Origin of the sequence: Streptomyces griseus (assembly GCF_001715295.1) — a bacterium.
Classification (GTDB): Bacteria; Actinomycetota; Actinomycetes; order Streptomycetales; family Streptomycetaceae; genus Streptomyces; species Streptomyces griseus_G.
The window spans coordinates 343,234-356,886 of record NZ_MDKB01000001.1; the positions used below are offsets into that span (position 1 = coordinate 343,234).

A 13,653-nucleotide genomic window follows, 5' to 3' on the forward strand; every position below is an offset into this window, starting at 1 on the left:
AGGCACGCCCGCCGCGGGCCTGGGGGAGACACCCCTTACGGCTCCTGGTCCTCCAGCACCGCGGTCTGTACCTGGGTCTGCTTGCGGCGCGTCACCCGCGTACCCCGGCCCGGCGGCAGGTTCCGCCCCTTGACGCTGCCCAGGATGAAGCCCTCCGACGGCGGGCACGAGAGCAGCAGCGTCGGGGTGTTGACCTCCTGCATGCGGCGCAGCATCGGTTCGCCCAGCCCCCGGCCCGCGCCGGCGGCGGAGCGGGAGACGACCATGTGCAGGCCGACCTCGTAGCCGAGGGCCAGGTGGTTCAGCAGCGGGTCGAAGGGCGCGTTCATCGCGCTGGTGCCCAGCATGTCGTAGTCGTCCACGAGGATGAACAGCCGCGGGCCGTCCCACCAGTCGCACGTGCGCATCCGGGCCGGTGTGATCTCCGGGCCCGGCACACGGGCCGTCACCGCGCGGGCGGCGCCCGCGATCAGCTCCTTCAGGGCGTCCATCGACACCGCGTGGCCCAGGCGGTACTCGTCCGGGATCGCCTCCACCAGCGCACGGCGGTAGTCCACGACCATGATGCGCGCCTCGGCCGGGGTGTACCGGTCCATGATGGCCTTGGCCGTCAGGCGCAGCATGTTGGTCTTGCCGCTCTCCGCGTCACCGACCACGATCATGTGCGGGGTCTCGGAGAAGTCGTGCCACACCGTGGACAGACGCTCCTCCTCCAGGCCGATGGGCATCTTGAAGTCGCCCTTCGGAGCCGGGAGCGCGGACAGGGGGAGCCGGGTCGGCAGCATCCGGACCGGCGGGGCCGGCGGGCCCTGCCAGCTCTCGCGCACCGCCGCCACCAGACCGGCCACACCGTCGGACAGGTCGTCCGCGGACTCCACGCCGTCGATCCGGGGGAGCGCGGTGAGGTAGTGCAGCTTGGCGTCGCGTGTCAGGCCGCGGCCCGGCAGCCGGGGTACGGTCGCGGCGCGCCGCATGTCGATCTCGGAGTCCATGGGATCACCCATCCGCAGCTCCAGGTGGGTCGCGGCCTGGTCCCGGATGGCGGACGTCAGTTCCACCCAGCGGGCGGTGGTGACGATCAGGTGGATGCCGTAGTTGAGACCGCGGGCGGCGATCGAGCCGAAGGTCTGGATGTACCGGTCGAAGTCCTGGCGCACCGTCGACCAGCCGTCGATCACCAGGAACACGTCCCCGTGCCGGTGCTCGGGGAACTCACCGGCGGCGAGGCGGCGCCGGAAGGAGGCCATGGAGTCGATGCCGTTGTCCAGGAAGAATCGCTCACGCTCCGCCAGCAGCGTGGTGACCTCGGCGATCGTACGGCCGACCCGCTCGGTGTCCAGGCGGGCGGCGACACCGCTGACGTGCGGCAGGCCGGCCAGCCCGGCGAGCGTGCCACCACCGAAGTCGAGGCAGTAGAACTGCACCTCGCGCGGGGTGTGGGTGAGCGCCAGCGCGGTCATGATCGTGCGCACCATCGTGCTCTTGCCGCTCTGCGGCCCGCCCGCGACGGCGATGTGACCGCCCGCGCCGGAGAGGTCGACGGTCAGCAGGTCGCGGAGCTGGTCGAAGGGGCGGTCGATGATGCCGATCGGGATGGTGAGCCGTCCCCGGTTCGAGGACCCGACGGTCGTCAGACCGAGCTCGGGATCCTCGGTGAGCGGCGGCAGCACCTGGTCGAGGGTGGCGGGCAGGTCCAGCGGAGGCAGCCACACCTGGTGGGCCGGCGGCCCTGCGGTCAGCAACCGCTCCACGGCGACGGAGAGCAGGGTGTCCCCGGTCTCCTCCTGCTCGGGGGCGGGCTCGGGGGCCGGGGTGTCCGGAAGCCGGCGCGGCACGACGTAGCCACTGGTCCACGGGACGGTCTGGCTGGCCACCCGCGCCTGGTCGGCGCTGCCGCCCCGTCGCCGGTACGGGCCGGAGACGTACGCGGCGCGGAAGCGGGTCAGCGCCTCCACACCCGACTTGAGGAAGCCGCTGCCGGGCGCCGAGGGCAGCTGGTACGCGTCCGGTACGCCGAGGACGCCGCGGCTCTCCATGGCGGAGAACGTACGCAGACCGATCCGGTACGACAGGTGGCTCTCCAGCTGGTGCATCCGGCCCTCATCCAGGCGCTGGGACGCGAGCAGCAGATGCACACCGAGGGACCGGCCGAGGCGGCCGATCATCACGAACAGCTCCATGAACTCCCGGTGGGCCGCCAGGAGCTCGCTGAACTCGTCGACGACGACGAAGAGGCTGGGCAGCGGTTCCAGCGGCACGCCGGAGGCGCGGGCCTTCTCGTAGTCCAGCGCGGAGGTGTAGTTGCCCGCCGACCGCAGCAGTTCCTGACGACGCATCAGCTCGCCGTGCAGGGCGTCCTGCATGCGGGACACGAGGGCGGCCTCACCGGCCAGGTTGGTGATGACGGCGGAAGTGTGGGGGAGTTCGTCCAGACCGAGGAAGGTGGCACCGCCCTTGAAGTCCACGAGGACGAAGTTGAGTGTTTCCGAGGAGTTCGTCAGGGCGAGTGACAGGACGAGGGTGCGCAGCAGTTCGCTCTTGCCGGAGCCGGTGGCCCCGATCAGCATGCCGTGCGGCCCGGTGCCGCCCTGGGCCGATTCCTTGATGTCCAGCTCGACCGGCTCGCCGTCGGCGCCGACCGCGATCGGCACCTTGAGGCGGGTGGGTCCGGTGTGCTGCCGCCACAGCGTCTCCGGGTCGTGGCGGTGCAGGTCGGGGATGCCCAGCAGTGTGGTCAGTTCGACGTTGGCGGACAGCGGCTCGGACGAGTCCGAGGCCGTGCCCAGACCCATGCGGTACGGAGCGAGCCGCCGCGCCAGGGACACGGCGCCCGTCACGCCGAAGCGGTCGGGCCTGCCGAGCCGGGTGGTCTGCTCCTTGCGCTCGCGGTCGGTGCGCACCAGCCCGAGGTCGTCCTCGCCGACCTCGAAGCGCAGCGTGATCCGGCCGGGCCGCCAGGAGAGGGCGCCGCTCAGGTCCAGTACGACCGCGTTGCGGAAGCCGGGGCCGTCCAGGCGGTGTCCTGCCGGGACGGTGCCCCCGTCCACCACGATCACGGTGAACGGTTCCTCGCGCCCGGGTACGGCGTCCGGGTCGAACGGGGGGCGCTCCATGAACTCGGCGCCGAGCAGGTTCTCCAGCTCACCCAGCGCGGAGACGGTCATGCGGGTGGGGCCCGCACCGTCCGTGTCGTGCGGGTGCAGGCTGTGCGGGAGCCACTTCGTCCACTCCCAGTCCGCGCGCCGCTCGTCGGACACGCACAGGGCGATCCAGACGTCGTCGGGCGAGTGGAAGGTGGCCAGCTGGGCCAGCAGCGCGCGGGTCACGGACCGTATCCGCTCCTCGTCGCCCCGGAACAGGACCCGGGCCCAGGCCCGCAGATAGATCGCGATGGGCTGTTCCGGCACCGTCGAGTAGGCGCGGATGAAGCTGCGCAGGGCGTGCGCGCTGAGCGGTTCCAGGTCCTCGACGGGGTTCGTGGAGTTCGGGGTCAGCTTCAGGCTCAGCTTCTGCTCGCCGACCGCCATCCGGACCTCCCCGAAGTCCTCGTCGCGCGGACGGCGTTCCCACAGCCGGGTGGTGCCCGTCATGGACCACAGCGCGGCGGGCTCGGGGTGCCGCCAGGCCAGGGCCAGCTGCTGGTCCACGACGGCGCCGCGGACCTTGCGCCGGATCTGGGTGAGGTAGCGCAGGTAGTCCCGGCGCTCGCCCTTCAGCTTCTGCTTGCGCTCGGCGGCCTTGCGCATGAACTGGCCGATGAACATCGCCGCGGCGCCGAGCACCATCAGGCCCAGGGCGATGTAGATGAAGCCGCCGGAGCCCCGGGTCATACCGGGCCGCATGAACATGAACATCATGGAGACCGACATCAGGGCCATGGGCAGGTACGTCCACACGGCGGAGGTGTCGGGCACCGTCTCGGGGAGGATCGGCGGTTCCTGGAGATTCAGCTCCCCGTCGGGCATCTCCGGGCCCCGGCGTCGGGCCGGGCGGCGGAACAGGACCACACTCAAGGAAACCGTCTCCTTACGGGGCAAGGGGGGAGAGCGGGCGGAACGACGTCGACGTCGTCGCCGGCGGCACCCGTCGTGGTCGGCACGGTGCCAGGACGCCGGACGGGGCCTCGCTGTCGCACGCACCCTACGCCGCGCCTCCGGCCGACGACGACCGCGCCTCCGGCCGACGACGACCGCGCCTCCGGCCGACGACGACCGCGCCTCCGGCCGGCGCCGCCGGAGGACGTGCCCACCGTGCCGCCGTGTCACAATCTCGCTACAGGACCGGTCGTGGCCGCAACCACAGCGGGCGCGACGGTACCCACGGGACGTGTCGCGCACCCCGTCCGTTCACGATCTCTTCCGCGCCCGTACCCCGAAGCCCTCAGCGCCGCGTCGTACGGTGAGCCCGCGGTCACGTCGCGTTTCATGACCCGGGGCGCGTCGCGCAGGGCAGGCGGCTGATACTACGATCAGCGCGCCGACCGCCAACTACCGCCCCGTCCCGAGGTTTCGGAGCGCCCCCCAGCGACGTGTGATGTCCGGCGGTGCGTCAGACGGCGTTCCCTGACCGTTCGCAGCAGTAACCGGAGAAGCGTGAGCCATCCCGATGAGTGATACTCAGGTGGCCGAGCTGTGCCGTCTGACGGTACGAGCCCCCGCCAGGACCATCGATCTCGCCGTGCCCGCCGACGTCCCCGTGGCCGACCTGCTGCCCGCGGTGCTCGGATACGCCGGGGACGACCTCGAGGAAGCCGGTATCGACCACGGCGGCTGGGTGCTCCAGCGGCTCGGCGGAGAACCACTGGACGAGGAACGCACCCTCGACTCCTACGGTCTGCGCGACGGCGACACCCTCTACCTCCGACCACGCACCGAGGCCCTGCCCGAGGTGCATCTCGACGATCTCGTCGACGGCATAGCCACCACGATGCGGGACCACCCCTTCGGCTGGACCCCCAAGGTCAGCCGGTGGGTGCTGCTCGGCATCGCGGTCGCGGTCCTCGCCGCGGGCATGGTGGTGATCGCGTGGCCCGGCGGCTCCGCGCTGTCCCGGGCCGTGTTCGCGACCGCCGCCGGCCTGCTCCTGCTGGCGGGTGCGGGCGCGGCGAGCCGGGCGGTCGGGGACGCCGGCGCCGGAGCCGCACTGGGCTTCATGGTGGGGCCCTACCTGGCCCTGGCCGGGTGGCTGCTGCCGGGCGGCGCGCTCAGCGGGCCGCACGCGCACGAGACGCTGGGCGCCCGGCTGCTCGCCGCCGGCGCCGCCGCGGCGGGCGGAGCGGTGCTCGCACTCGCCGTCGTGGCCGCGTTCGCCGCGCTCTTCCTGGGCATCGCCGTCGTCTCGGTCTTCGCGGCCCTGGCCGCCGTCCTGCTCATCACGACCGACCTGGCGCCCGTGCACGCGGCCGGGATCATCGCCGTCCTCGCGGTGGTCCTGGGCGCCTTCGTCCCGTCACTGGCCTTCCGCATGTCCGGGATGCGCATGCCACCCCTGCCGACCAACGCGCAGCAACTGCAGGAAGGCATCGAGCCGCACGCCACCTCCGTGGTCTCGGCCCGCGCCATCCTCGCCGACGGCTGGATGACCTCGCTGTACGGGGCGGTGGGCGTGGTGGCCGCCGGATGCCTCGTGGCGCTGGCCCGGGAGCGCGACCTGGCCGAGATCATCATGACGGTGGCGCTGTCCCTGCTGCTCGTCCTGCACGCCCGGGGGCTGGGCAACATCTGGCAGCGCATGTCGCTGGTGGTCCCGGGTGTCGCGGGACTGGTGATGCTGGTGCTGGTCGCCGCCCCGGCCGCGACGGCGGGTAGCCGGCTGGCGACGGCAGCGGGTCTGCTGGCCGCCACGGCGGGAATCGCGATCGCGGCCTGGACCGTACCCGGCCGCCGGCTCGTGCCGTACTGGGGCCGCGCGGGCGAACTGCTGCACTCGGCCCTGGCGGTCAGCATGCTGCCGCTCGCCCTGTGGGTGCTCGGCGTGTACGGCACCCTGCGGTCCATCAACGGCTGACCGGAAGGGAGACACGCTGCCATGCAGTCCAAACGCGATCAGGTCCACGCCCACATGTTCGTCATGGGCCGGCTGACCTCGGGCATGCTGCGCGCGGATCCGGACGCTCCGGAGAGCCCCCAGGGGCGGACCAACCGGGGGGTGGTGATCGGCATCGTGATCGCCGTCCTCCTGTCGGCCGGCTCCTTCGTCCTCGGGCTGCTCAAACCCGGCACCAAGGACTCCTGGCGAGCCGCCGGGACCCTCGTCGTGAACAAGGACACCGGATCCCGCTACCTCTACCTGGACGGGCGGCTGCGGCCGGTGCGCAACTACGCCTCGGCGCGGCTCCTCGGGGGCGCCGACATGAAGGCGGTGACGGTCGGGTCCGGTTCCCTCAAGGGGACGCCGCACGGGTCACCCGTCGGCATCACCGGCGCCCCGGACGCGCTGCCCGGCAGCGGGGACCTGAACACCGGTCCGTGGCGGGTCTGTTCGGGCAGCGGGACGGGTGCCACCGCCACCACCGTCGCGGTGGGCGCTCCCGCCGACGCCGCCGGCCTGCCCACCGGCAAGGCCATGCTGGTGACCGGGCCCGACAAGGCCGGTTATCTGGTGTGGCGGGGCAGCAAGCTCCTGCTGGACGAGGACAGCCGCGCCCGCGAGGCACTCGGCTACGGCTCCACCCCCCGCCTCCCCGTCTCGGCGGCCTTTCTGAACGCCCTGCCGTCCGGCCCCGACCTGCGCCCGCCGGACGTACCCGGCAAGGGCAAGGCCGGGCCGTCGCTGGGCGGCCGGGAGACCCGGATCGGCGAGGTCTTCCGGGTCACCGTGCCGGGCTCCGCCGACCGCTACTACCTGCTGCGCAAGGAGGGGCTGTCCCCCCTCACGTCGACCGGTGCCGCGCTCGTGCTCGGGGACCCGGAGACCCGCGAGAAGGTCTACGGGGGCGGTGCGGCGAAGCTGACCGCCCTGGGCGCGGACGTGCTGAGCGGCCATCTGGCCCCCGGGGCGGGCGAGACCGCCGAGGACCCCGACCTGCCGTCGGCGCCGCCGGAGGCGGTGGCCCTCGGCGAGGACCACACCGTCTGCGTACGGATAGAGCCGGGTGAGCGCGGCCCCCGGATCAGTGTGGCCCTGACCGGTACGGGCTCCCTGGGCCCGGCGGCCCAGGCACCGCCCGAGGGGCTCACCCCGGCCTGCATGCCGGTCGGCACGATCACCGTACGGCCCGGCGGCGGGTCCCTGGTCCGCGCGCTCGGGGCGGGCGGGAGCAAGGTCGGCACCACCGTCTACCTGGTGACGGACACCGGGATGAAGTACCGGGTGGGTACGGCGGACGCGCTCGGGGCACTCGGCTACACGCAGGGCCAGGTGCGCGGACTTCCGGCGCCGCTCCTGGCGATGCTGCCGACGGGGCCGGACCTGACGACGGAGGCCGCGGCGACGGGCCGCAGTTCGAACACCACTCCGCGCTGCGACCGGAAGTGACGGAGCCGTGGTACCGGCCGCGCGGTGGGGCCGGGAGAACGCGTCGAGACCGGGAAGGAAGGTGAACATCAGATGACAGGACGAGAATTGATTGTGCCGCCCGCAACGCGACGGGGGCATCAGCCGTCCTGATACGGGAAGGTACGAGGTCTCGGCTGACGGTCGGGTGGACATCTCCCACCTCGAAGCCGCGGCAGAGGGCCTGGAACATCCGGTGGGAGCCGAGAAGGTGTCTCAAGCCATTGAATCCTCAACTCCTTTCTTCATAGGCTCCCTTAGTCCGAACCATCCGGACGCCGGTCCTCCGGCCGCGTCCGGTCACGCACCGCGCTGCCCGGGTCAGAGGCCCGGCGGCGTGACACTCCAGGAGGAGCAGGCACATGGCAGGCACAGGCGGACAGCAGTCACTGGCATCAGCGACACAGAACGGTGTCACCGCGCTGGAGATGGCCTTCACCGGCGTGCAGAACAGCCGCCAGGACGTGGAGAACATGAAGCACAACCTGTCCTCCGGCTACGCCGGTAGCGACGGTGGCGCGTTCCAGAAGCTGCTCGACCGGTGGGACGGGCAGGCGGAGATCATCTCCAGCAACCTCCGCGACATGATCACGACGCTGGAGGAGACCATGCGCGCGCAGGGCATCCAGCAGTCCACCGCGAACGAGTCCATCCAGCAGGCGTACAACCGCTCCGAGGAGATCTTCAACGCGCTGGCGGGCTCCACCGCCGGTCGCTGACGACCGCCCCCGCGTCCGGATTCCTGACCGGCACCCGGACGTAGCGCGACACCCTTCCCCTCTGCACTACCCGGCGCGAGACGAGGACCACCATGACCCCCCCGCTTGACTTCACCGACGGCCAGATCTACGTCGACTACTCCCACATGCAGAACGCCGCCGACGACATGGTCCAGCAGACCAAGGCGATCGACAGCATCCTCACCAACCTGGAGGCGGAGCTCCAGGAGCTCCAGAAGACCTGGGAAGGTGACGACAAGGCGGTGTACGCCCAGAAGCAGGCGTCCTGGAACAACGCCGTCGAGGAGATGAAGCGCATCCTCGCCGAGAACTCGGCCCTGCTGAACGACGTGTCCGACAGCTACCAGTACAGCGAGAAGTCCCTGACGTCGCTGTGGGAGAGCGTGCGCATCGGCAGCTGACCGGAGGGCGACACGCCCTCGGTTCTCTTCGGGCGGCCGTCCGCGTGTGTCACGCGAGCGGCCGCCCGCTGTCGTGAGGCCGGCGTGCCGCCGCCCCGTTCCGCATGGATCGCCGGCGCCGCCCGCCCGCGCGGAACGCCCAGGAAGCCGACGGAACCCCATGGAGACAGGAGTAGTACGGCATGGCGGACAATTCCCCCGCAGTCAATCTCAACAAGGCATGGCTGCAGAACTTCCTCGACAACGACGTCGTCCCGTTTCTCGCCGCGGTCAAGAAGATCAGGGAGGACGGGGACTCCCCGGAGGGGGTCCTCGTCCCCGCGATCCCCAATCTGCAGGGCGGGGAGGACGGGGCGAACAAGGCGCCGGGCTTCTTCGACGGGCAGAAGGTACCGCTCGCGATCGGGACGATGGCGGGTGACAAGGACGGCCGCACCAACGGCGGCTACCTGATCAAGTGCCTGAACGAGATGGTGGATCAGATCGACGAGCTCCTCAAACTCCAGGTCGAACTCTTCGAGGAGATCGAGGACAACCTCGAGGACACCATCGAGGAGATGTTCAAGACCCAGGACGACAACCTGGAGAAGATCGACGGGAAGAAGCTCGTCGACTTCTTCGAGGGCGTGGACGAGGTGCTCTCGGAAAGCAGCGGCGGCTCGAACGACGAGAACGACTGAGGGTCGCTCCGGGGACGGAGCCGTCGCGGCCGTCCGCGCTGCCGTCCTCACCGGCGTCCGCCGACGCCTCGGCACCGTACTCCCCGGGCCGGCACGTTTCCCCCATCCGCCCTGACCGAAAAGGCACCTTGGCATGGCGCTCGACTCCAGCAAGATCACCGGAAACCTCACCAGCACCAACGACAAGTGGGCCGAGGCGGTCAGCTTTTTCACGGGATACAAGGTGCCGGCCAGGAGCGACCTCTTCGACACCCTCGTCGGAAACGAGGGAATCCCCCTGATGAAGGTGGAGATATCCGACGTGGGTTATGTCGACTACGTCGACACCGAAGACCTGAACTGGCTGTACGAGAACGCCGGTTCCGACATCCAGAACACCGACTTCGTCATCCCCTTCTACTACACGTCGGGCGGGACGGGCTCCGACGTGTCCATGCACAAGGCCCGCATCACGCTGCTCGGCAACAAGGGGGACGGCCGGCTCCCGAGCCAGGGCTACTACGAGGGCGGGCAGTTCTCCAGCAGTATCGACGGCCACCTTGGGATGGACGGCAAACCCACCTGGGACACCACTCCACTGACCCAGTACGCCTTCGGTGCCGGGCTGGCTCTGGAGGAACTGCGCAACAACGAGAAGGACGGCACGTACGGCTTCAGCTGGAGCGGAAAGGACGTGGCGGACGCGGATTCCGTCACCCTCGCCAACTTCGACGTGGTGGCCGGCGCCTTCGACCGGGTCGCGCAGTTCTTCTCCACCCAGCAGAAGGTGGTGGAGGAGTGGCAGAGCAGGGTCGGCAAGGAGAAGAACGACGCCTGGCGGGGCAAGGCGGCCGGCGTCTTCTGGGACCTCGTCAACAAGGTCAACAAGCAGTACACGGACTATGCGGAGGACATGAGTTCGGGTACGGGCTACTCCAAGCAGGGCAACGAGATCCGGCAGGCCAAGAAGGACTTCGCGGAGGCGGTGAGAGACCTCCACAACGTCTGGATGAAGTGGGAGTGGGAATACGGCAACCCGTTGATCCTCCTGCACAAACTGCTGTCCGCGGTGGCGAAGTACATCTGGGACAACAACCTCACGAAGATCACCTATGAGATCGAGACCTACGGGTCGTACGGCGGGGGATACACCTCCTACACGAACTACATAGCGGAGGAGCATTTCAAGAACAACGCCGCCATCGACGAGATCAAGGACATAGGCGGAAAAACCGTCGCAGCTCAGGAATTCGGCGATCTCAAGGATCTCGGCACCTGGCTGAAGGTCGGCAACAAGGCCGTCGAGATGTGGCAGCAGACCGTCATCGACCAGCTCGACGCGGCGGCGATCACGGCCATGGAGAAGGTGCGCAACAGCTGGAGCAACAGCAACTTCGACCTGGGTTCCGTGAAGTCCCGGGGAACCAGCGGCACTCTCGCGGATGACTACAAGGAGGAGAAGGCCGAAGTCGCGGAGGAGGAGGCGGAGAAGAAGGAGGAAGAAGCGGAGGCCGCGGCCGCGGCCGCAGCCAAGAAGCAGGAGGAGTTCATCCAGTGGCAGAAGGACCAGGCCGCCAAGGCCGAGGCGGAGCGGAAGAAGGAGAAGGAGGAGGCCGAGCGCAAGGAGAAGGAGGCCAAGGAGGAGGCCGAGCGCAAGGAGAAGGAGGCCAAGGAGGAGGCGGAACGCAAGGAGAAGGAGGCCGAGGCCAAGGCGGCGGCGGCCAAGGCCGAGCAGGAGGCCAAGGAGAAGGCGGCCGAGGAGAAGGCGGCGGTCAAGGAGGCCGAGCAGGAGGCCAAGGCTGAGGAGGCGAAGAAGGAGCAGGACGCCAAGGAGGCCGAGGCCAAGGCCGAGCAGGAGGCCAAGGAGAAGGAGGCCGAGCAGAAGCAGGCCGAGCAGGAGGCGAAGCAGGAGGCCAAGCAGGCCGAACAGGAAGCCAAGCAGGAGGCGAAGGAGGCCGAACAGAAGGCCAAGCAGGCCGAGCAGGAGCAGAAGCAGGAAGAGATCCGCAAGGAGCAGGAGGCCAAGCAGGCAGCCGCCCAGGCCCGCGCGGAGAACATGCAGATGATGCAGATGAACCAGGCGAAGTCCCAGCAGGAGGAGGCGAAGAAGGAGCAGGCGGCCAAGGAGGCCGCGGCCAGGGCCGAGCAGGAGGCCAAGGAGAAGGAGGCCGAGCAGAAGCAGGCCGAGCAGGAGGCCAAGCAGGAGCAGAAGCAGGCGGAGCAGGAGGCCAAGCAGGCGGCCAAGGAGAAGGAGGCCGAGCAGAAGCAGGCCGAGCAGGAGGCGAAGCAGGACCGCATCCGCACCGAGCAGGAAGAGCGCCAGGAGCAGCAGCAGGCCGAGCAGGAGCAGAAGCAGGCCGAGGCCGAGGCCAAGGCGGAGGCCAAGCAGGCCGAGCAGGAGGCGAAGCAGGCCGCCAAGGAGAAGGAGGCCGAGCAGAAGCAGGCCGAACTGCAGGCCGTGCAGGAGCAGAAGCAGGCGGAGGCCGAGGCCAAGCAGGAGGAGATCCGCCAGGAGCAGGAGAAGAAGCAGGCCGAACTGCAGGCCGTGCAGGAGCAGAAGCAGGCGGAGGCCGAGGCCAAGCAGGAGGAGATCCGCCAGGAGCAGGAGAAGAAGCAGGCCGAGGCGCAGGCCAAGCAGGAGGAGATCCGCCAGGAGCAGGAGAAGAAGCAGGCCGAGGCGCAGACCGCGTTCGACAACTCCCGTCGGGACCTCTTCGGCGGCGGCGATCTGCCCGACCTGTCGTCCACCCACATCTCCGGACCCGTCAACGACGGCGTTCTGGACCTCCCCGGCGGCGGTGAGTCGCGCATCGACTCCAGCGGCCGGGTGATCACGGACTACCCCGACGGCTCCACCGTCACGATCGATCCCGAGACCCACTCCTCCACCGTGACCAGGCCGGACGGATCGACCATCTCCGGGCCGCTCAACACCGGCGACCTGCTGCCCCTCCCCGGCGGCGGCACCACGCACCTGGACCCCAGCGGCAACGTGGTCACGGAGCTGCCGGACGGCTCCACCCAGACGATCAACCCGGACACCGGCACCGCCACCATCACGCGTCCGGACGGCTCTACCGTCTCCGGCTACCTGGACGACTCGGGCCCGTCCGCCTTCAACTCGGGACACCTGAACAACGGATCGCTCGACTACACGCCTCCGTCCTACGACTACTCCTCCTACGAGGAGGAGCTGTTCGACGACAAGCCCTACGAGTCGCCCCTGGCGGGCAGCGGGGCATCCGGCGGGACGACCACCCCCAGTCACAACCGCCCGTTCCTCAACAGCGGCGCGTTCCCCGGTCCCGGCGGCGGTGCCATGGGCGACCTGGGCGGCGGTATGGGCACCGGCACAGGTCCCGGCGCAGGCACGCCGATGGGCGGCGGCATGGGCGGCGGCATGGGTGGCGGCATGGGTGGCGGCATGGGCGGCGGCATGGGCGGCGGCATGGGCGGCGGGGGTGGGCAGTCGGACTCCGGCGAGCGTGTCCGCAACGTCATCGACGGCGAAGTGGTCAAGAACCGCCGGACGCGCCCCGGTGCGGGCGCGCCGGTCAGGAACGGCCGGTACGCGGACGACGAGGTGCGCGTTGCCACCGGCGCCCCGACCGCCGGTGGCACGCCGTTCCTCCCGCCGATGGCCGGCGGTGGCGGTGCCGGCGCGCCCGGCCAGCAGACGCAGACCCAGAGCGGTGACCGGACCCGGGACTCGTGGGTGCCGGAGGACGAGGACGTATGGGGTACGGACGAGGGCGGCGCGCCGGCCGTGATCGGACGATGACCGGTACGGCTGCGGCCTCCGTAGGGCCTCCAGCAGCTTCTGTGCGGAGGGGAGTTCGCATCATGGACACGCGTACGGCAGAATCGTGTACGAGCAGGTGGAGAGGGAACCGTTGAGCGAGTCGATGGAACAGAAGCTGGCCGAGGCCATGGCCGAGCTGACGGCCGTGCAGGAGGCCGTCGCACGGGCCGAGAGCGAGCTCGGCGAGGCCTCGGCCACGATCCGGTCCCGGGACCGGGCCGTGGAGGTCACCGTGGGTCCGCAGGGCGAGCTGACGGCGCTCAAGTTCCCGGACAACAAGTACCGCGGCATGACGGGCCCTCAGCTCGCGGCCTCCGTGCTGGAGGCCGTGCAGGAGGGGCGTGCGCAGATGGCGCGCCGAGTGATGGACGTCTTCGAGCCGCTGACGCGCGCGAGCGGCGGCGCGACGGGCCTCAGGGGCGTGGACATCGACTGGGACCGGGCGTTCGGCTCGGCACTCGACGGCCCGGACGGCGGGAGGAGGCGCTCGGCGGCCCGCCTGCACGACGAGATCCACGAGGACTGACTTTCCGTAGAAGGCGACGAGGGAGGTACCC

General features: G+C 70.2%; 8 protein-coding genes. 7 read left to right on the forward strand and 1 reads right to left on the reverse strand.

Annotated elements, in window-relative coordinates; all coding sequences use genetic code 11:
• Nucleotides 1-35: 35 nt before the first annotated feature.
• Nucleotides 36-4,007 carry a type VII secretion protein EccCa gene (gene eccCa / locus BA175_RS01365; RefSeq protein ID WP_069169323.1) on the reverse strand — a complete coding sequence of 1,324 codons (3,972 nt, stop codon included), beginning with the start codon at nucleotides 4,005-4,007 and terminating at the stop codon, nucleotides 36-38.
• Between the two features lie 598 nt (nucleotides 4,008-4,605).
• Between eccCa and eccD the strand changes: the two genes are divergently transcribed.
• The 7 genes from eccD (at nucleotide 4,606) to BA175_RS01400 (ending at nucleotide 13,622) form a co-directional block, all read left to right on the forward strand.
• Nucleotides 4,606-6,006: a type VII secretion integral membrane protein EccD gene (eccD, locus tag BA175_RS01370; RefSeq protein WP_069169324.1), complete on the forward strand. Its 1,401-nt coding sequence runs from the start codon at nucleotides 4,606-4,608 to the stop codon at nucleotides 6,004-6,006.
• 21 nt (nucleotides 6,007-6,027) lie between these two features.
• On the forward strand, nucleotides 6,028-7,476 hold the full coding sequence (gene eccB / locus BA175_RS01375) for a type VII secretion protein EccB (protein ID WP_069169325.1): 1,449 nt from the start codon (nucleotides 6,028-6,030) through the stop codon (nucleotides 7,474-7,476).
• Between the two features lie 380 nt (nucleotides 7,477-7,856).
• Nucleotides 7,857-8,213, forward strand: coding sequence for a hypothetical protein (locus tag BA175_RS01380; protein WP_069169326.1), 357 nt, complete (start codon nucleotides 7,857-7,859; stop codon nucleotides 8,211-8,213).
• Between the two features lie 92 nt (nucleotides 8,214-8,305).
• Nucleotides 8,306-8,635 (forward strand): WXG100 family type VII secretion target, encoded by a 330-nt coding sequence (locus BA175_RS01385; protein ID WP_069169327.1) that lies wholly within the window; start codon nucleotides 8,306-8,308, stop codon nucleotides 8,633-8,635.
• A gap of 182 nt (nucleotides 8,636-8,817) precedes the next feature.
• On the forward strand, nucleotides 8,818-9,315 hold the full coding sequence (locus tag BA175_RS01390) for a type VII secretion system-associated protein (RefSeq protein ID WP_069169328.1): 498 nt from the start codon (nucleotides 8,818-8,820) through the stop codon (nucleotides 9,313-9,315).
• Nucleotides 9,316-9,448: 133 nt separating this feature from the next.
• The gene (locus BA175_RS30985) at nucleotides 9,449-13,075 is read left to right on the forward strand and encodes an AAWKG family protein (protein WP_069169329.1); all 3,627 of its coding nucleotides are present in this window, start codon (nucleotides 9,449-9,451) and stop codon (nucleotides 13,073-13,075) included.
• A 124-nt stretch (nucleotides 13,076-13,199) separates the two neighbouring features.
• Complete coding sequence (locus tag BA175_RS01400) at nucleotides 13,200-13,622, forward strand: YbaB/EbfC family nucleoid-associated protein (RefSeq protein ID WP_069170276.1); 423 nt, start codon at nucleotides 13,200-13,202, stop codon at nucleotides 13,620-13,622.
• Nucleotides 13,623-13,653: the final 31 nt, after the last annotated feature.